Origin of the sequence: Pseudolysobacter antarcticus (genome assembly GCF_004168365.1) — a bacterium.
GTDB lineage: Bacteria > Pseudomonadota > Gammaproteobacteria > Xanthomonadales > Rhodanobacteraceae > Pseudolysobacter > Pseudolysobacter antarcticus.
In genome coordinates this window covers 4,181,296-4,199,495 of the sequence record NZ_CP035704.1, presented here as the reverse complement: position 1 = coordinate 4,199,495, position 18,200 = coordinate 4,181,296, and the positions used below count along the sequence as shown (strand labels likewise).

The window sequence follows — 18,200 nt, the reverse complement described above, 5'->3', positions numbered from 1 at the left end:
GCGAAGATGGTGGCTATAGGTTGCGATATACGTATCGAATCAAATCTCGCGATCCTTCGGTTAGTACCGAACCGGAATCGAAAGCTCAAGACCAAGGCAGGCTCACGCAGCGCAGACATTTCACACCGCCTGCTCGATGATGCGCGACGGCAGGTCGGCACTTGGGCCGCGTCGGAACGCGAACGGATCGGTCCGCTCTATGCCGACAAGGGTTCTACCCCGTTTTGGCGGACGGTTGAGTTAAGGTTATAAATCTTTGGTCTAGCTTATCAAGTCGTCGTTGCATACGTGGGTTGTGGAAGCGCTCGATATAGTCAAAAACATCCGAGCGTGCGTCGGCCAGTGACAGGTAACGACGGCGATAAATGCGCTCGCGCTTGAGCATACCGAAGAATCCCTCGGCGGCAGCATTGTCGCCACAGTGGCCCACATCACTCATGCTGCTGATGAGGTGGTGATCGGCGAGGAAGCGTTGATATTCGCCGCTGGTGAATTGGGTTCCTCGATCTGAATGCAGCACCACGGGCGTGGTGTCCGTTCGCTGCCAGCAGGCCATCTGCACCGCCTTGAGAACCAGGTGACGATCCTGGATACCCGACATGGACCAACCAATGATCGTGTGGCTGAACAGGTCGAGCACCGTGCAGAGGTAGAGCCAGCCTTCGCCGGTGTGGATGTAGGTGATGTCGGTGACCCATTTTGTATTGGGTTCCAGCGCCGAGAAGTCACGTTGCAGATGATTGCGCACGTGCAGCGGTCGCACGCCGCTACGCTTGCTGCGCCAGGCTCGCCGCTGTGGAATCCCGAATAATCCGTTGCTGGCCATCAGGCGTGCCACCCGATTGGGACTCGCCGTTTCACCGGCATAGCTCAGCTCCTCATGCATGCGTGGCATGCCCAGTACCCCATCGCTGATGCTATGAAGCGCTTTTATCTGCACCAGTAATCGCTGGTTGTCCTTCGCTCGCGCACTCAAGGGGCGTTTGCACCACGCATGAAAACCGCTGCTCGATACCTTCAGGCATCGACACATCAGTTGCACGGGATAGACCGTGCGGCAGCGCTGGATCGTCTGAAACTTCAACGCGATTCCTTCGCGAAGAACGCTGCCGCATCGCGCAAAAAATCGCGTTCCTTCTTGACCCGCGCCAGCTCACGCTTGAGTGCGGCCATCTCTTCATCCCGCGGTACGCCAGAGCCCGGGAAAGCGTGGCGTTTACCGCTGGCCAATTCCCGCCGCCAACGGCTCAGCACCCCTTCACCCACACCGATATCGCGAGCTATCTGGCTAACATTGGCACCGGCCTGATGAGTCAGACCCACTGCCTCCCGTTTGAACTCATCACTAAATGTTCTTCGCTTGGACATGACACTCCTTTTTGCCGATCATCGGCCTTGTTGGAAGTGTCCGCCATAACGGGGTAGAACCCGAGCGTACAGCAACACCCCGAAAGAGAATCTTCTGGAATGGATGAAAAATAGCAGTGATGCCGACGCGCTTAGGGCGCAACCTCAGCCGCAGCTTGTCAAACACTATGCGTACCTTTTGGTGGCTGCTGTCACAGAGCAAAATCCTTCCCTGCTACCGCCTCCTTGGTATGATCGTTTGAAGCAGCTGAAATCAGATCGTTAGAGCGGCTGCAACGCAACCGAACCTGACCTTCGTCAATGCACCTAAAAGGGCGCTTCCCGCTGAAGTTTCGTTTGCGTGCTCCCTACTCCCCCCGATTTGGGAAAGCGCATAGACATAGATCTTATGCAATCAATTGCAAGCTCTCGAACACTGCGGCGGACCCCGTGCAGATCGCCGGACTGTTGAGCAATTATTGCCAAAACAGTTGACTTGGCACGCCGTACAGCTCCTCTGGCACCCCAGCCAGTTAACTCTCAGGCTGAAGGTCGCTCATCGACCAACGCGGACGTTCTATTAATGAGACCACTCCTTCGCCAGTATCCGGATGGGGGCTCCGTCAGAGAAGCGAAACTTCCACAAATGTTCCGGCTGGTTCGCGAATCGACAATGCCATGATATGAGCGGTGCGATAAGTTCCATCCACAGGCCCTCCACCTCGATGGAGCACCAATTCCTCATAGCCATCAGCGTTGGTGTCCGCTCTCATAAGTTCGAGCAAGAACGTAAAGTTGCGCGCGTGCTCGATTTGCAGGTGTTGCGAAGAGACCGACCGCACCGTGGCTTCGCCATTAGAAATTAGATCATGTATGGTCTTGCCTTCGAGTGCCGCACGTTGCCCTTGGAACACCGAATCCGAGATTTCCTCGGTAACGAAAAGCAGCGTAGCCGGCAACCGAGCGAGATCACACATGCCCAAGCGGGGCGACTCCATATGGCTCTTTTCTGGATACTGTGCGGCGGCAATGACGCTCAGCAGTACCAAGGGCCGTTCGAAATATAGGGTTTGCATGGACATGGTATAGCTTGTCGCCGCAAAGAACCCGAGAGCCTTGGCATCGCGATAGGCACGCAGCGTCGTCACCTTCCTCTCTTCTCCGTCGGGGCCAATTAGAGTCAGTCCGTTGAGATCCATGACATCGTCCCCTATGGGGCGGTCAAGCAGTGCTTCGATGTCAGCGCGATCGACATCCACCAGCGATTCATGAGCGAATAAACCTCCGAGCCGAGTCAGAAATACACCTCTGTCGTTCAGATAGCTACGTTCAAACGCGCGCAGATCGGTCAGGGACATGGTCCCCTCGGAGATCGCCACTGCCATTGCCGCTAGGGCGCGCTGACCATGATCTTTGCGGCTCAGGGTATCGAATCGTTTTTCCACTTCGATCCGTCGTAGCTTAATTGCACTGAGATCGATAGTGAGGCGGCCCGGAAGGAATGTGTTATTTAGCTTATCTCGATTGCACGTGCGGCATGCCGGCACCAAATTATCCAAGCCATCGATTTCAAAGTCGCGCGGAAGGCCTAGTTGCCTGCATGTGTCGTTCCAGACTTCCGTGGTGGCGGCGCGATCTACAGGAATGACGTGATCGATCTCCATGCTCCGAAACCCCAACGACTCTTTGCAGTAGTAGCAGAGCCGGTTGTACGCCTCCCAAAGCGCCAATCGTGCGAGAGGTTTGAGGGGATACAGGATGGGCATGGTTCTGGGCTCACTCGCCAGTATGGACTGTCGTGCATGATAACCTGCCGAACTGGCAAGAATTTGCCCGCGCCCGTCGCCCGTGGGTGGCCTCGGCGTCACGATAGTGGCCAAGCTCGCCGATCGATTCCACTGGCCTCGGCGTCCCCCCGATTTTGAGTAGCGCGGCAGTTTGGAGTCCAATTCCTCAACCGAAGGAGATCGGACGTGAAAAAGCGATTTACCGAAGAACATATCCTCGGCTTAGAACGCCGCTTTTGCACCGTCTTCAATTCCCTTGTCGGTGTTCGAGTCATTGCGGCATCGCTCTGGCACAGAAAAATTCTCAGCGGGATTTACCTTTTTTCCCTTCATTGAACTAGTGGAAGCGAATGCGTAGCGATAACCTATGTCATAGCATTTCAGCCCAACGGTCTTTGGATCCTCAACATTTTTCGGTTTCGTAGACTTGCTTTGCGTCACTGGCCAAAGCTCTTTAGTACGTTGCTCAACATCGATTTCGCCATCTTTGTCGCGACGCGAAAGATTTCCATCGGAAAGAATGAGGTAGTAATCCCCGTTTGAAACTGAGTGTAACGACATGAATTTATTGGCTGAAACTTGAGAAACTTGTGTTCCATTCTTGCCGCCGCTGCCATCAGCGCATCTCAATACTTCATATACTCTGCTGTTCACCCCCTCTAAACTCCGCGTGCACGTGTTGGAAGGTGGTGAGGCGCGCCACGTGCCGATTATGTTTCGCTGTTCGACGGGAGGCAATGCAGATTGAGTATCCCCCGCAAATCTATCTGAGCTTGTGACAGTATTAGAAAAGATTGCGGACAATATAATAAGGGAGAGCGTCGAAACTCTGAAAAAAGTAGCTGGCATGGTTCCCATCTCCTTATTTAATCTACCACCGCGTCAGGTGTCGGAGGCACGGTCAATCCGAGCGCTGTAAGTGTCTTGGTTAACCGGCTCAACGCCATGTCTTCTTGTTGCTTGGGTCGACTACCAGTGTCGTGATGCCGAATAGGTAAACAAGTAGATGGCGTGTGTGCATTGGCGGGCAGCGTGTAGACGATCGCTTGCAATTGATTGCAAGGATGGGACACCTCTCACACTCTGCGCGTCAGATTGTCTAATGTTCGATACGCCGAAATTCGTCGAGTTTATTTGCCCAATACTGCATCATCTCGGTGCGTTCTTCAATGTAATCGGCTTGGTTGTAGATCTTCCGAACCCCCTCGCCAGAATGAGAAAGCTGGCGTTCGATCGCGTCTGGACGAAATCCATCTCCATTTAGAATAGTGGATGCCATATGCCTAAAACCATGCGCCGTCATTTGACTCTTATTGAACCCGAGGATGCGGAGTGCACCGTTAAGCGTCCCGTCACTCATAGAGCGCCCCAGGCTCCGCACGCTGGGAAACAAATATTCCGATGAACCGGTGACGGCGGTCAGTTCCTCAAGTACAAGCAGCGATTGAGCAGACAGCGGAACGATATGAGGGGGAGTCTTCGGGTTTTCCTTCGCGCTCTTTTTTAACTTGCGCCGAGACGCTGGAATTTCCCACCGGCCAGTCTTCAGGTCGAACTCGCTCCACCGCGCCCCCCGAACCTCTCCGGGCCGGGCGAAGGTTAAGGCGATGAGCTTTAGAGCACACCGAGTGACGAGGCTTGACTCAAGTCCATCGATCGCGCGCATTAGCCGACCGATGCCGACGGGATCAATGATGGACGCGTAGTGGCGCGGTTCGCTCACAGCGATCGCATCTCGCATCCCTGCAGCTGGGTTCCGCGTCGCATACTCCATCATGATGGCGTAGCGAAAAATCTTGGCCATCAGCATGAGCACTCGCCTTGCTTGTTCCAAATGGCCTGCCGCCGACACTGGATTCACGACGCTCAGGACTTGAGCCACGCCGATTTGGTCGATGGGCGCATTGCCTAGAAGTGGATAGACATGCTTCGTCAGCCGCTCGACAAGCTTATTGAGGTAAAGGACGGTCCAGCCTTTGGACTGCTTCTGCAGAAACTCATCGGCAACATCCCGAAAACGCTTCGAACTACTCGTGGCCCCAACTCCACGTTCTCGCCGCCAAACCTCTGCTGGATTTTCATTGCGCCGTTTTGCGGCACGTAGGAACTGTGATTTCTCCCTTGCCTCCGCGAGTGAGACTTCGGGGTGCGGGCCAAGGCCCAACATGTTTTCGGACCCCGCAAAACGAAAGCGCCAAACCCATAGCTTTGCATTCTTGGCAGTCACCAAGAGCGAAAGGCCATCGCCGTCCGGCACTTTGTAGGGTTTTTGTTTTTGTTTCAGAGACTTAATGAGTTTTTCCGTGAGCTTGGGCATTGCTAACACCTCAACAAACCGACTATGAGGGTATAAATGCCCTCTATTTGAGGTAACTCAAGCGCCGTACCCGCAGACGTACCCGCAAAAGCTCTGAGCTGCAGGTGGACATCAGTGGACGGCTGAGGACAGACTCACGCAGAATTCGTTGCTGGGAGTACGTCTCCGGGCTGAACGGAGACGAAACGAGATTCTTGGAGACGAGAGGATGGTGGCTATAGGTGGACTCGAACCACCGACCTCAGCATTATGAGTGCCGCGCTCTAACCAGCTGAGCTACATAGCCATCTAAGGGGCGCATAGTGTAGTGCCTCGTCGCCTCAAGGTAAACCGCGCGATGCAATGCGGCGATTATCATTCGTCACATAGTCGCCGTCGGGATTCGGTCGCGCGTCCCGCTACGTGCTCAATCTTGCACCGCTACGCCATAAACATCACGCAACTGCTTGCCGCGCCTGCATAAGCTGTGGAAGAATCGACCCCATAAAGATTTTTTCGGAGTGTGGTCGTGATCGACCCTGATGGTTACCGGCCCAATGTCGGCATCATCCTGCTACGCGATGACGGGCGTGTATTCTGGGCGCGGCGTATCAATCGCGATGGCTGGCAGTTTCCGCAAGGCGGCATGCGCAGCGATGAAACCCCGCTGGAAGCCATGTTTCGCGAACTGGAAGAAGAAACCGGATTGATGCCGCAGCATGTGCAAGTGCTCGGCGCGACGCCGGGCTGGCTGCGTTATCGGCTGCCGCGACGTTTTGTGCGACAGCATCAACGTCCGCTGTGCATCGGTCAAAAACAGGTGTGGTTTCTGTTGCGGCTGGTCGGCAGCGAGGCGGACGTGCGCCTGGATCAGAACGAGAAGCCCGAGTTCGATCATTGGCGTTGGGTGGATTTTTGGTATCCGGCGGCGCATGTGGTGACGTTCAAGCGTGAGGTCTACGAGCGCGCCCTGCGCCAGCTCGCACCGCTAGCTGAAACCTTGTGTCAGATGTCATTGCTGTATGGATTGCGTTTGAGCCAGGTCGTGGTATCGACGCAGGAAAACGAGCCGCTGGATGGCAGCATGATGGCCAGTGCGGGTTGAGGCGAAATCAGGCCGCTATTGACAATCATTCGCATTAGCAATTAAATTAGGCGCAGTTCATCGGGCTGCGCACTATGTACGTCTGCATCTGTAACGGAATCACCGACAAGGCCATTCGTCAGGCGGCCAGCGATGGCGTGCGTTGCATGACCGAGCTGACCCGTCGCACCGGCTGCGCCGGAACTTGCGGAAGCTGCGCCGATTTCGCCGAGCAAGTGCTTGCCGACGCCCAGCCGACATCAAACTTTTCGCTGCCGTTGATTGCTGCCGCTGCCTGATTTTTCTGTGCCGGATCGTTTGACGTAGTCCCATCGCGGTGACCGCGATATAGTCGTGTTTTAGCGCAGATTCCGCAGGAGCAACCATGAAAGGCGATAGCAAGGTCATCGAACATCTGAACAAGGTGTTGTACAACGAACTCACCGCGATCAATCAGTATTTCCTGCATTCGCGCATGTATCGCAACTGGGGCTACAAAGAGCTCGCGCAACATGAGTATGAGGAGTCGATCGACGAGATGAAGCACGCCGATCGTCTGATCGAGCGCATCCTGTTTCTCGACGGCCTGCCGAACCTGCAGAACCTCGGCAAGTTGCTGATCGGCGAGACGCCGAAAGAAGCGATCGAGTGTGATCTCAAGCTCGAACACGCCGCGCATGTCGATTTGCGCGTGGCGATTGCGTATTGCGAATCGTGCGGCGATTACGTGAGTCGCATGCTGTTCTCGTCGATTCTGGAATCCGAAGAAGAACATATCGACTGGCTGGAAACCCAGCTCGGATTGATTGCGCGCCTAGGCGAGGTCAATTACCTGCAAACACGAATCGGCGACTGAGCCAGTCGTTGCTGCGTAGCAATCGACAATAAGCTGATTTGATCTGGCCGAAGCTACCGTGTGTGAAAATACGCGTTAGCTTCGTGCTGCCGCGTTGCGACACGAAGGCAGCTGAAAAGTCGCTGCCAAGCTTGCCGCTAATAACCGCCGCGCGTCTCGTGCGAACTGGTCGACAACGCCTTGTGCCGTACCAGTTGCTGGTTGCGTTGCAAGCGCGCATGAATCACCGCGATCAATTGCTGCGGATCGATTGGCCGCGAGATCACATCGTCGCCCCCCGCCGCGAGCGCGAGTGCGCGAAGCTCGGGATCGGGAGAATCTGAAATAACGATGATCGGCGTTGCCGCAAATTGCTGCCGCGCGCGAATCAAACGGATCAGCTCGACTACAGTGCATTCGGCGAGATGCAGCTCGGTCAGGATCAGATCCGGGTTGAAACTTTCCATCTGCGCCAGCGCCAGAAATGCGCTCGGCATGGCCAGTGTTTGCAGGCCGGCTTCATCGAGAGTTTCTTCGCTGCGCGCAAGCTGCACATCGTCGTCCTGCACGATCAGGATACGCAACGCCTTGTTGTCGTCGGCCAGCGTGCTGCGAATGCGCTCCAGCGTATATTCGATGCGCGCGGGCAGGGCGATCAGAACATCGATTCCGGCGCGGATCACCGCTTGTTGCAGCTTCGGGTTGTCGATCGAACAGAAGCTGAGCAGACGCAACGGATGAATGTGATTGCCGCGCGCCAAGGCGGCGGTACGCAAAGTTTCGAGATGCGAAAGTAGTGATGGATCGATGATCAGCAGGTTCGGCGCTTCCTGCGCGAGTGCTGCGAGCACGTTATCCACAGTCAGCATCACGCTGACCACGTGTCCTTCCATTTCCAACAGTGGATCAAAACTGCGCATCAACGCATTGCCGTCGCTGAAATGAAAAATCCGATAACGCTGCGGTCGCGCGGTGCTGGTGTGTTGTGGGGTGAATTCGCTGTCATCGAATAGACCGCGGCTCAGCACCGATGCGTTCTGCACTGCATTCTGTGCAAGCGTTTGCGCCGATGGGAACGCGGCGATGAGTTCGGCATGCGTTGCGGCATCAAGCAAAATCGGCGAGCCGTCGTGATCGCCAAATTTTCCTGCCGCGATCGGTGCCTTTGCCGGTGGTCGCGGTTTGCTCGGGCCGGGTTTGATCGCCTTCGCTGCAATCAGGCGCATTTTCTGCAGCAACAGCAATGATTGCGCGGTTTGCGGCAAGGTCTGTTCCTGCACGTGGCTTTGCAATTGCTGCTGCAGCTCGGTCAGGCTCGCGCAAAAATCGGTCGCGCCAAAGCGCTCGCAATTCTGCGCCAGCGCGCGAGCATCGTCGTGCAGTAGCTGCAACATGTTGATGTCCCAGCCGTCGCGTTCGAGTCGTTGCGCACGCAAATGCATCGCGTTCAGCCAATCCGGCAAAAGGCGCTGGAAATGCGTCGAGGATTCGGCAGGCGTAGCAGCGTGACTCATGGGCAACCAATCCACAGCAAGGCAGCGTTGGGCACTATACCAGCGCCGCCGGATCTTCGCGGCGCACTCACCACGGTTTCAGCACCACCAGCAATACAATGCCGATCAACAGCAACGCCGGCAGCTCGTTGAACAGGCGCAACCAGCGCGACGAATGGCGGATCTGATCGCGCGCAAATTCCTTTTGCAGCCGCATCAGATAGAGGTGATAAAAAATCAGCAGCAGCACCAGGCCGAGTTTTAGATGCAGCCAGTGTTGTTGCAGAAAGCCGGGAGCGTAGGCAAGCGTCCATACACCGAAGATCAGCGCCAGCGTTGCGCCGACATGCGTGATCATGAGCAGTCGACGCTGCATGAGCTTGAGTTGCGCGCGCACGGCGGTTTCGCTCGATTCGGCGTGATAGATAAACAGCCGCGGCAGGTAAAACAGGCCGGCAAACCAGGTCACGATAAAAACGATGTGGAAAGCCTTGATCCAGAGCATGGTGGCGCTCGCGCATGTGCCTGTAATGAGGCGTGACCGACAATTGTATCCCGATCCGCAGTCGCGCCGGTTGACGCGACTTTGCTACACGGCTATAAGCCCTATCTCCTAAAAAAGGACGGACTGCTGCGCTGGCAGTCCTTGTTGACCATGGTTCATGTCGATCCGCCATCCGCCCAGTTCATTCGTTCGCAGGCCGCGTTCGGCACGCGGCGCATTGCTTTATCGCTGGGCGTGATCTGGCTGGCGTCATTGCTACTGTGCGCGGCGCTGGTGCGGAGCTGGTGCTTGCCGACAACGATTGTCACGGCGCTGGATCAGGATGCCCAGCCGGAAGGCGCGCAGCAGCGCATCACCGTGCTCGAACGATCGGAGCAGATCACCAAGGTCGCGAACGCAGAACTGCAGCAGACCATTCGCGAACGCGAGGAAGAAATTGCGGGACTGCGCGCCGACCTCGCTTTCTACAGCCGTCTGACCGGCGGTAACGCCAAACGCGAAGGTTTGGCCGTGCAGGGGCTGCAACTCAGCCCGGTCAACAATTCTTCGGCCTATAATTTCATCGTCACCTTGACCCAGAATATCAAGAAAGGCCAGATGATCAACGGACATCTGAGCTTGAGTATCGAAGGCGTCAAGGATGGCAAATTGCAAACGCTGAGCTGGAGCGACATCGGTCCTGCCGCTGAAAGTTCGGGCGTGGAATTCGGATTCAAATATTTTCAACGCATCAACGGTACCCTGATGTTGCCCGCGGGATTTGTCCCGAATCGCATCACCGTCGCCGCCGATGCGAGCGGTGACGGCGGTCATGTCGATCACCAGTACACGTGGGCGCAAACCTTGAATAATGGAGACTCCATCGATGTTCAATAACAAAGAAAAAAAGGTTTCGCGATCCGCCGTGATGAACACCCTGATCGGCGCCGGCACGACGATTCGCGGCGATGTCACCTTCAGCGGTGGCCTGCATCTGGATGGTCGCATCGAAGGTATCGTGCGCGCCGAAGCGGGTTCGCAGGCGGTGCTGACGGTCAGCGACAAGGGCTGCATCGTCGGTGAAATTCACGTCACCCAGGCCGTGATCAACGGCACGATCAAGGGCGATATCCACGCCACCGAACATCTCGAACTGGCCGGCCAGGCGCGCATCGAAGGCAACGTCAGTTACAAAGTGCTGGAAATGGCCGCGGGTTCACAGATCACCGGCAAGATCATGCACCAGGCCGAACCGCAGCGTCAGCTGACCGGTCCGGAGATCGAGCCGGCGCACGTACCCGCACATGCCACTTGAAATCGGTCAGAATGCTGCGATCTTCTGATGCACCTCGTTCAACCGGCCAGCCAGCATGAGTGATACCCCGAACTATCAGACCGCGCTCGAAACGCCGCCGCTTTTCAGCGATGCGGCGGCACACAAGGTGCGCGAGCTGATCGTCGAGGAGAACAATCCGAACCTCAAGCTGCGGGTGTATATCTCCGGCGGCGGCTGCTCGGGTTTCCAGTACGGTTTCACGTTCGATGAAGACAGCGCCGAAGACGATGTCGCCGTGGTCAAGGAAGGTGTCACCCTGGTGGTTGATCCGCTCAGCCTGCAATACCTGATGGGCGCGGAAATCGACTATTCCGAATCGTTGCACGGTGCGCAGTTCGTGATTCGCAATCCCAACGCCAAAAGTACCTGCGGCTGCGGCTCGAGCTTTTCGGTCTAGCGCATTGCGATGAGCGCGCACATCCGCAGTCGCGCGAATACTTTCGCCGCAGTTCCGCTGGAGCGCTGGGCGGACAATCGCGATAACGCGGATTGGATTGCACAACGCAGCGCACATGTCGCTACGCGCTTCCTGTTGCTGCGTGCCGACGGCCACGCCTTGGTGCGCAGCGATAATCTCGGGCTGCTTCATCTCGATATCCAGCAGCGCCAACGCCTCCTGCCTGACCTGCCGCCGACTTATCTCGGCGCACATGCCGATGCCGAACATTTCCTGCTGGTTGTCGAGAGCCTGGATGCCGAGCGCATCGCTGCGGAACTCGGTGCGGGATTCATCGATCTGCGCAACGCGGGATTGCATCTGCCCGCGCTCGATGCGGGATTGTTCGCGTATGCACGAGCCCTTGCGCACTGGCAGTCGCGCACGCGATTCTGCAGTTTCTGCGGCGCGCCGGTGCAGCTGGTCTCGGCGGGGCATCGGGCCAAGTGTACAAATCCACAATGCGGCATCGAACATTTTCCGCGCACCGATCCGGCTATCATCGTGATCGTCAGCAATGGCGAACGTTGCTTGCTCGGACGCCAGGCGAGCTGGGCGCCAAATCGCTTTTCGACTCTGGCCGGTTTTGTCGAGCCCGGCGAAACGCTCGAAGATACGGTGCGCCGCGAAGTGTTCGAGGAAGCCGGCGTGTGTGTAGTCGATTCCGACTATCACTCGTCGCAGCCGTGGCCGTTTCCGGCCTCGATCATGCTCGGTTTTACCGCGCGTGCGGATGATCCGACCATCAACGTCGGGCCGGAGCTCAGCGAGGCGCGCTGGTTCAGCGTTGACGACATCGTCACCGGTTTGCGCACGCGCGAGCTGGTCTTGCCGCCGCCGTTGTCGGTATCACATCGGCTGATCGAATACTGGCTCAAGAACACTGCGGATATTGAGCTATCCACGCTGATGCATGACGTGCCGTGGTTGGCGCCGCGCTCCACGCTGCTACAATCGAGCTGACTTCGCCGATCGAGTAAATCCATGGCCATCTCCCTGATCGCCGTTCTGCTGACGCTATTGCTTTCACGCAGCTTGCCCGAGCTGATTCGCTGGCGCGATTTCTCGTGGCTGCATGCGTGGCAGGCACGCATCGGTCCACAATCGACCAGCGCGCTGGGCTTGCTGTTGACGCTGGGATTGCCGGTACTTTTTTGCGCGTTGCTGCAGGTGGCGCTGCAGTATGTATTGTTCGGATTGGCCTCGCTGGTATTTGCGATCGCCGCGCTGTTTTATTGCTGGGGTCCGCGCGATCTCGATCGCGATATCGAGGCCGTGGTGAAGGCGCCCGACAGCGAACGACGTCTTGCCGCTGCGCAGGATCTAAGCCCGGATCAACAAACCGAGGCGCTGGTTTTTGAATCGCAGGCACTTGTGCAGGCGGCATTTCAGTCCGCGCTGAAACGCTGGTTCGGCGTGTTGCTGTGGTTCGTCATTTTTGGTGCGGCCGGCGCGTTGTTGTACCGGCTCACGCAGCTGCTGGCCTACGGTCGCGAATTCGCGCGCGAGCAATCTTCCGCGCAACACAGCGCCGCCGAACGCCTTGCGCAAATTCTTGATTGGGGGCCGTCGCACCTGGTCGTATTGGCGCTCGCGCTGGCCTCGGATTTCGACGCGGTATTCCGCACCTGGCGTGATTATCACGCCGCACACAAGCAGGGTTATTTCACGCTCGATCTCGGATTTCTTGATGCGATCGCACGTGCCAGCGTGAACGCCGATGTCGAAGCCGGCGACGGTTACGCCGAAGACGTGCACAGTCCGCTGACCCAGCTCGACGATGCGCATCTGCTGCTGCATCGTGTGCTGATCATCGCACTTGCAGTGATCGCGATCATGGCATTGACCGGCTGGATGACCTGGCGCTAACGCATTATCAAAGATCGCGTTATCGATCAGCGCGCCGAGAATTGCATCGCAGGGTTCGTTTCACGCATTCGTGCCGCGCAAATCACGGACTTGCTGTTCCAGCATCGCCGCATTGGCTTGCTCGGCTGCAATCGGTAATCCCGCTGCAAGTCCGATCCGCGCACGAAACCGGCGCGGCAATCGCGAGCGGCCCAGCGCGCTGTCACGCCGGCTGAAAATGCTGCCCCACAAGCCGCGCAACGCCAGTGGCACGACAGGCACTGGGCGCCGCGCGAGAATGCGTTCGAGACCGCTGCGGAACGGTTGAATTTGACCATCGCCGGTCAACGCACCTTCCGGAAAAATGCAGACCAGATCGCCCGCCGCCAGCGCTGCATCGATCTCGTCCATTGCGCGAGTCAGCATCGCCGGATCTTCCTTCGAACTCGCGATTGGAATTGCGCGCGCCGTGCGGAAAATGAAACTCAACAACGGAATATTGAAAATTTTGTAATACATCACGAAGCGCACCGGGCGCCGCACCAGGCCGCCGACGATCAACGCATCCATGAAACTGACGTGGTTGCATACCAGCAGCGCCGGGCCTTCCTCGGGAATATTTTCCAACCCTTCGGGCTGGATGCGATACAAAGTGCTGACGAGAATCCAGCTCAGGAAGCGCATGAGGAATTCGGGCACGAGCGTGTAGATGTAGATCGCCACGAGCGCATTGAGGATGGCGGTGCCGAGGAACAGTTGCGGAATGCTCAGGCCGAATTTCTGCGCGAGGATGCCGGCGACTGCTGATGCGACGATAAACAACGCGTTGATGATGTTGTTGCCAGCGATTACGCGCGACAGTTCGCTTTTTTCGGCGCGACTTTGCACCAGCGCGAACAGCGGCACGATGTAGAAACCGGCGAATACACCGATCAGAGTGAAATCCAGCGCCAGGCGCCAGCTACCCGGAGCGGCGAGAAAACTCCATGCATTCAAGTCGTGCAGCAAAGAGCGCTCTGGATGCGCGAAATACACATCGAGACCGAACAGGGTCAAGCCGATCGAGCCGAACGGGACGAGACCAATCTCAACCTTGTGCCCAGACAGTCGCTCGCACAAAAGGGAGCCCGCGCCTACACCGATCGAAAACAGCGTCAGGACAAGCGTCTCCACTTGACCGGTGCCACCCAGAAACAGTTTGGTGTAGTTCGGTAGTTGCGCCGTGAAGACTCCACCGAAAAACCAGAACCAGGATATGCCCAGAACTGAGAGAAACACAGTGCGATTTTTCCGTACAAATCCCAGCGCTCGCCAGGTTTCGGAAAACACGTTCCAGTTGAAGCGTAGTTGCGGAGCCGTTGCCGGTGCGATCGGAATCGCACGGCTACTCAGGTAACCGAAAACCGAGACGCCGATTAACATGAGCGAGGCCAGTGTCTCACCGTAGGGACTCACCTCCATAAGTGAGCCGCCGATAGTCAAACCGATCAAAATGGCCAGCGACGTGCCGGTTTCGACCAGCGCATTGCCGCCGACCAGTTCGTCGTTGCGCAGGCTCTGCGGCAGGATCGCGTATTTGATCGGCCCGAACATGGTCGAGTGCAAACCCATCAGGAACAGCACGCTCAGCAGCAGCGGTATGCTGTGCAGATAAAAACCGACCGCCGCTAGCAGCATCGCGGCGATCTCGAAAATCTTGATGTAGCGGATCGTGCGCGCCTTCTCGAACTTCTCGGCGATCTGCCCGGCGCTGGCCGAAAACAGGAAAAACGGCAGGATGAACAACGCCGGCGCAATGTTCGAATAAAACCCGACCGCGCTTTCATCCAGCCCCATGTGGAAACCGACCAGCACGACCATCGCATTGCGAAACGCGTTGTCGTTGAACGCGCCCATCGCCTGGGTGAGGAAGAACGGCAGGAAACGGCGTGCCTTGAGCAGCGAGAACTGACTATGATCTGACATCGCAGGCTCCATGTGATTAGGTCGCGAGAGTAGCAAACCGCGACGCCGCCGCGTAAGTCGCAGCATTGCAACGGCAAAAAGATCGACGGGCGTGCGCGATGGCAGTGACGGCATTCAGCGACTATGCGGCGCTGGATCGTTAAACTGTGCGATCACACGTGCCATACGATTCCCACGCGCAGTGCCCACCGTGCGCCAAACTGGTAGAGCGATCATGTCGAGCCTTCATCGAATTACCCTGTTACTGGTTTTATGTTTTGCAGCGACGTCTGTTTTTGCCGCTGATGCCGTGATCAAGCCGCTGCCGAGCGTGGATACGAGCAAGCTGCTTGCCGAGGATGCGAAGCAGTTGAACGCATTGCGTGCGGATTTCGACAAGAAGAAAGTCGGGCTGGTCGACGAATCGCTGGCCGAAGCATATGCGCTGATGGGGGCGGCGTATTCACGCAACGGATTTGTCGATAATGCCGTGATCGCGTTCTACGATGCGTCACACCTCGCCCCGAATGACGCGCGCTGGTTTTATCTGCAGGGCGTGCTCGCCGAGCAGCAGAAAAAAACCGCCGATGCACACGTCTATTATGAACTCGCGTTTGTGATCGATCGGGTGTATTTCCCGATTCGTTTTCGCCTCGCCACCGCAAAAATTCAGGAAGGCAATCTCGAGGCCGCGAAATTGCTGATGGCCGACTACGTCAGCAAGCAGACCGATCAGGCTGCGCCGTATTCGTTGCTCGGCGAAATCGCCTTGACCCAGAAAAAATATGGTGAGGCGGTCGATGCGCTGAAAAAATCGCTGGCCCTCGATCCGGGCGCCAACAAACTGTATGGCTTGCTGGCCGACGCGTACATCGGGCTCGGCGACAAGGCGGCGGCCGACCAGGCGCGCGCCAAGGCTGGCAAACAGCCGATCCACATGGCCGATCCGCTGGTCGCAGGCATTACCCCCGGTGGCAATGCCACGGCTGAATATTTACTGGCGCGACCGGTCGATCCGAAGTCTGCCAACGACCCGGTCAATCTCGCGATGATGTATTACAGCAATCATCAATATGCCCAAGCACGACCCAAGCTGGATGAGGCGCTCAAAGCCTATCCGAACAATCCGGTATTGCTCGGTTTGTATGCGCGCATCGAAGCGGAGAGCGGCAATCTGCCGAAGGCGAAACAGCGTTTGCAAGTGGCGCAGGCAGCTGACGCAAAAAGCCCGGCGGTGCTGTTGAGCCAAGGTGTGATTGCGGAAATCGGCGGCGACGAAAATGCCGCAGCGGATGCCTATGGCAAAGCCGTGGCGGCAGATCCGAATCTCGGCGAAGCGCGCACTCTGTTGGGAAACAGCCTCATGCGACGCGGACAGTTTGTGCCGGCCGCGGAGCAATATCGTGCGTTAACCACTTCCAAGGCACTGGATCCAAATGCCTATGCTCATCTGGTCGCGGCGGAAGTTTCTGCCGGCCATTGTGCCGACGCATTCAAGGACATCGATCAGGCCAGCAAAGCCTTTCCGAAGGACGCATTTGTCGCGCAGATTTACGTGCGGGTTGTCAGTACGTGCGCGGCGGTGCGGTCACCGAATATCGCCAAGGCACAAGAAATTGCGCAGCAGTTGTACAACCAGTCTGCCAGCGTGGCGAATGGCGAGACCTTGGGTTTGGTGATGGCCGCGCAGGGCAAGTTTCAGGAAGCGGCGGACTATCAATCCGGTGCTTTATTCGCAGCGATACGCGACAAGAATAAAACCACGATCGCGCTACTGAATGAGTTTCTTGAAGCGTATCGCGCCAAGAAAATGCCGGAAACGCCGTGGCCGGCCAATCATGCATATTTCAAGCCGCAACGCCTTGCCGCGACCGCCAGCCAAGGCTGACGCAATATTAATTTGCAGACGGCACGCCGGCGCGCGTGCCGTTTTTTTTAGTGCTGCAATAACGGGCTTACTGCGCTCGCGCGAGTGCGCGATAGGCGATGTCGCGACGCCAGAACCCACCGTCGAGATAGATCAAATCGATCGCCGCGTAAGCACGTTCGCGTGCTTGTGCGACATCCTCGCCCAGCGCGCATACGGTCAGCACTCTACCACCAGAGCTCAGCGCGGCACCGTCGTGCAGGCGTGTGCCGGAGTGGAATATTTTGACGTCATTGCCTAGCTCGGCATCGAGTCCACGGATGGTATCGCCGGTCTTGACCGTGCCAGGATAACCCTGCGCAGCGATCACGACGCCGAGTGCCGGTCGTACGTCCCATAACGCTTGAGTCGTTGCCAGATGACCATCGAGCGCCGCTTCGATCAACATGAGCAGATCGGATTGCAGGCGCAGCAGAATCGGTTGGGTTTCGGGATCACCGAAACGCACGTTGAACTCGACGACGCTCGGTGCGCCGTCGGCGGAGATCATCAAGCCCGCGTACAAAAATCCGCTGAACGGCATGCCGGCCGCGGCCATGCCGGCCAGGGTCGGATGGATGACTTCGCGCAGCACACGTTGTTCGACTTCGGGCGTCACCACCGGAGCCGGCGAATACGCGCCCATGCCGCCGGTGTTCGGGCCGGCATCGCCATCGTCGCGACGTTTGTGATCCTGCGACGTCGCCAGCGGCAGCGCGTTGGTGCCATCGCACAGTACGATGTAGCTCGCTTCCTCACCGATCAGAAATTCTTCGATCACCACACGTGCGCCGGCCAAGCCGAGGCTGCCATCGCCGAGCATGTCGTGCAGCGCTACCTCCGCTTCGGCCAAGCTCATCGCTACCACCACGCCTTTGCCAGCGGCGAGTCCATCGGCTTTCACCACGATTGGCGCGCCGTGCTCGCGGACGTAGGCCAACGCTGGTTCGAGCTCAGTGAATACCGCGTAACGCGCGGTCGGAATGTGGTGGCGCTGCAGAAATTCCTTGGCAAACGCCTTCGAACCTTCGAGCTGCGCGGCCTGACTGCTCGGACCGAAACAGCGCAATCCCGCGGCCTGGAATTTATCAACGACACCGGCGACCAGTGGCGCTTCGGGGCCGACTACGGTCAAGGCGATACCTTCGTGCTGCGCGAGCGCGAGCAGGCCATCGATATCGGTCGCGGCGACGTCGGCATTGCGCACGCCGGGTTCGCGCGCGGTGCCGGCATTGCCTGGGGCGACGATCACCTCGCTCACGCGCGGCGATTGTTTGAGCTTCCACGCCAGCGCGTGTTCGCGACCGCCGCCACCGATTACCAGAACCTTCATCGTTATCTCCTGATTGATTCGACACATCGCTGGCGCGCGCAAATATCCGCGCGACCACACCACACAGGACG

At 57.5% G+C, this 18,200-nt stretch carries 17 protein-coding genes and 1 tRNA gene; 9 read left to right on the top strand and 9 right to left on the bottom strand.

Annotation, left to right across the window (positions count from 1 at the left end):
- Positions 1-214: 214 nt before the first annotated feature.
- From ELE36_RS18015 to ELE36_RS17995, 5 genes are all read right to left on the bottom strand, one after another.
- Positions 215-1,368, bottom strand: a protein-coding gene (locus ELE36_RS18015) for an IS3 family transposase (protein WP_129831719.1) whose coding sequence is annotated in 2 segments (ribosomal slippage) — positions 215-1,128 and positions 1,128-1,368 — 1,155 coding nt in all. Because the reading frame shifts where the segments join, the coding sequence is not laid out codon by codon here.
- A gap of 602 nt (positions 1,369-1,970) precedes the next feature.
- Positions 1,971-3,011, bottom strand: coding sequence for an HNH endonuclease signature motif containing protein (locus ELE36_RS18010; RefSeq protein WP_165371682.1), 1,041 nt, complete (start codon positions 3,009-3,011; stop codon positions 1,971-1,973).
- A 345-nt stretch (positions 3,012-3,356) separates the two neighbouring features.
- Entirely contained in the window at positions 3,357-3,788 is a 432-nt protein-coding gene (locus ELE36_RS18005; protein WP_129835758.1) for a hypothetical protein, read from the bottom strand.
- A gap of 445 nt (positions 3,789-4,233) precedes the next feature.
- Entirely contained in the window at positions 4,234-5,451 is a 1,218-nt protein-coding gene (locus tag ELE36_RS18000; RefSeq protein WP_129835756.1) for a tyrosine-type recombinase/integrase, read from the bottom strand.
- Positions 5,452-5,660: 209 nt separating this feature from the next.
- A tRNA-Met gene (locus ELE36_RS17995) sits at positions 5,661-5,737 on the bottom strand.
- A gap of 222 nt (positions 5,738-5,959) precedes the next feature.
- On the opposite strand from ELE36_RS17995, the gene ELE36_RS17990 reads away from it, so the two are divergent.
- From ELE36_RS17990 to bfr, 3 genes are all read left to right on the top strand, one after another.
- Positions 5,960-6,535, top strand: coding sequence for an RNA pyrophosphohydrolase (locus ELE36_RS17990; protein ID WP_129835754.1), 576 nt, complete (start codon positions 5,960-5,962; stop codon positions 6,533-6,535).
- A gap of 74 nt (positions 6,536-6,609) precedes the next feature.
- Positions 6,610-6,813, top strand: a complete 204-nt coding sequence (locus tag ELE36_RS17985; RefSeq protein WP_129835752.1) for a (2Fe-2S)-binding protein — start codon at positions 6,610-6,612, stop codon at positions 6,811-6,813.
- 86 nt (positions 6,814-6,899) lie between these two features.
- Complete coding sequence (gene bfr, locus ELE36_RS17980; protein ID WP_129835750.1) at positions 6,900-7,370, top strand: bacterioferritin; 471 nt, start codon at positions 6,900-6,902, stop codon at positions 7,368-7,370.
- A 137-nt stretch (positions 7,371-7,507) separates the two neighbouring features.
- Here bfr and ELE36_RS17975 read toward each other — a convergent pair whose 3' ends face one another.
- Positions 7,508-8,863 (bottom strand): response regulator, encoded by a 1,356-nt coding sequence (locus tag ELE36_RS17975; RefSeq protein WP_129835748.1) that lies wholly within the window; start codon positions 8,861-8,863, stop codon positions 7,508-7,510.
- Between the two features lie 67 nt (positions 8,864-8,930).
- Positions 8,931-9,347: a CopD family protein gene (locus ELE36_RS17970; RefSeq protein ID WP_129835746.1), complete on the bottom strand. Its 417-nt coding sequence runs from the start codon at positions 9,345-9,347 to the stop codon at positions 8,931-8,933.
- Positions 9,348-9,497: 150 nt separating this feature from the next.
- On the opposite strand from ELE36_RS17970, the gene ELE36_RS17965 reads away from it, so the two are divergent.
- The 5 genes from ELE36_RS17965 to ELE36_RS17945 are packed head-to-tail and all read left to right on the top strand — an operon-like array spanning position 9,498 to position 12,967.
- A complete protein-coding gene (locus ELE36_RS17965) occupies positions 9,498-10,223 on the top strand; it encodes a DUF6776 family protein (RefSeq protein WP_129835744.1) in 726 nt (241 codons plus the stop codon).
- Positions 10,213-10,641, top strand: a complete 429-nt coding sequence (locus ELE36_RS17960) for a bactofilin family protein (protein ID WP_129835742.1) — start codon at positions 10,213-10,215, stop codon at positions 10,639-10,641. Before ELE36_RS17965 ends, ELE36_RS17960 begins: the two co-directional genes overlap by 11 nt.
- A gap of 55 nt (positions 10,642-10,696) precedes the next feature.
- Positions 10,697-11,059: an iron-sulfur cluster insertion protein ErpA gene (gene erpA / locus ELE36_RS17955; protein ID WP_129835740.1), complete on the top strand. Its 363-nt coding sequence runs from the start codon at positions 10,697-10,699 to the stop codon at positions 11,057-11,059.
- A gap of 9 nt (positions 11,060-11,068) precedes the next feature.
- Positions 11,069-12,061, top strand: coding sequence for an NAD(+) diphosphatase (nudC, locus tag ELE36_RS17950; RefSeq protein ID WP_129835738.1), 993 nt, complete (start codon positions 11,069-11,071; stop codon positions 12,059-12,061).
- A 21-nt stretch (positions 12,062-12,082) separates the two neighbouring features.
- The gene (locus ELE36_RS17945; protein ID WP_129835736.1) at positions 12,083-12,967 is read left to right on the top strand and encodes a cobalamin biosynthesis protein; all 885 of its coding nucleotides are present in this window, start codon (positions 12,083-12,085) and stop codon (positions 12,965-12,967) included.
- 60 nt (positions 12,968-13,027) lie between these two features.
- Here the strand turns inward: ELE36_RS17945 and ELE36_RS17940 are convergent, their stop codons facing one another.
- On the bottom strand, positions 13,028-14,911 hold the full coding sequence (locus ELE36_RS17940; RefSeq protein ID WP_129835734.1) for an MFS transporter: 1,884 nt from the start codon (positions 14,909-14,911) through the stop codon (positions 13,028-13,030).
- Between the two features lie 214 nt (positions 14,912-15,125).
- Between ELE36_RS17940 and ELE36_RS17935 the strand changes: the two genes are divergently transcribed.
- Positions 15,126-16,778, top strand: a complete 1,653-nt coding sequence (locus ELE36_RS17935; RefSeq protein ID WP_129835732.1) for a tetratricopeptide repeat protein — start codon at positions 15,126-15,128, stop codon at positions 16,776-16,778.
- 67 nt (positions 16,779-16,845) lie between these two features.
- Here the strand turns inward: ELE36_RS17935 and purD are convergent, their stop codons facing one another.
- Positions 16,846-18,129: a phosphoribosylamine--glycine ligase gene (gene purD, locus ELE36_RS17930; RefSeq protein ID WP_129835730.1), complete on the bottom strand. Its 1,284-nt coding sequence runs from the start codon at positions 18,127-18,129 to the stop codon at positions 16,846-16,848.
- Positions 18,130-18,200: the final 71 nt, after the last annotated feature.

Bases quoted from the DNA above. Each gene is read 5' to 3' on its own strand.
- ELE36_RS18010 (WP_165371682.1), bottom strand. From the start codon at position 3,011: ATGGAGATCGATCACGTCATTCCTGTAGATCGCGCCGCCACCACGGAA.
- ELE36_RS18000 (WP_129835756.1), bottom strand. From the start codon at position 5,451: ATGCCCAAGCTCACGGAAAAACTCATTAAGTCTCTGAAACAAAAACAA.
- ELE36_RS17985 (WP_129835752.1), top strand. From the start codon at position 6,610: ATGTACGTCTGCATCTGTAACGGAATCACCGACAAGGCCATTCGTCAG.
- bfr (WP_129835750.1), top strand. From the start codon at position 6,900: ATGAAAGGCGATAGCAAGGTCATCGAACATCTGAACAAGGTGTTGTAC.
- ELE36_RS17975 (WP_129835748.1), bottom strand. From the start codon at position 8,863: ATGAGTCACGCTGCTACGCCTGCCGAATCCTCGACGCATTTCCAGCGC.
- ELE36_RS17970 (WP_129835746.1), bottom strand. From the start codon at position 9,347: ATGCTCTGGATCAAGGCTTTCCACATCGTTTTTATCGTGACCTGGTTT.
- ELE36_RS17965 (WP_129835744.1), top strand. From the start codon at position 9,498: ATGGTTCATGTCGATCCGCCATCCGCCCAGTTCATTCGTTCGCAGGCC.
- ELE36_RS17960 (WP_129835742.1), top strand. From the start codon at position 10,213: ATGTTCAATAACAAAGAAAAAAAGGTTTCGCGATCCGCCGTGATGAAC.
- erpA (WP_129835740.1), top strand. From the start codon at position 10,697: ATGAGTGATACCCCGAACTATCAGACCGCGCTCGAAACGCCGCCGCTT.
- nudC (WP_129835738.1), top strand. From the start codon at position 11,069: ATGAGCGCGCACATCCGCAGTCGCGCGAATACTTTCGCCGCAGTTCCG.
- ELE36_RS17945 (WP_129835736.1), top strand. From the start codon at position 12,083: ATGGCCATCTCCCTGATCGCCGTTCTGCTGACGCTATTGCTTTCACGC.
- ELE36_RS17940 (WP_129835734.1), bottom strand. From the start codon at position 14,911: ATGTCAGATCATAGTCAGTTCTCGCTGCTCAAGGCACGCCGTTTCCTG.
- ELE36_RS17935 (WP_129835732.1), top strand. From the start codon at position 15,126: ATGTCGAGCCTTCATCGAATTACCCTGTTACTGGTTTTATGTTTTGCA.
- purD (WP_129835730.1), bottom strand. From the start codon at position 18,129: ATGAAGGTTCTGGTAATCGGTGGCGGCGGTCGCGAACACGCGCTGGCG.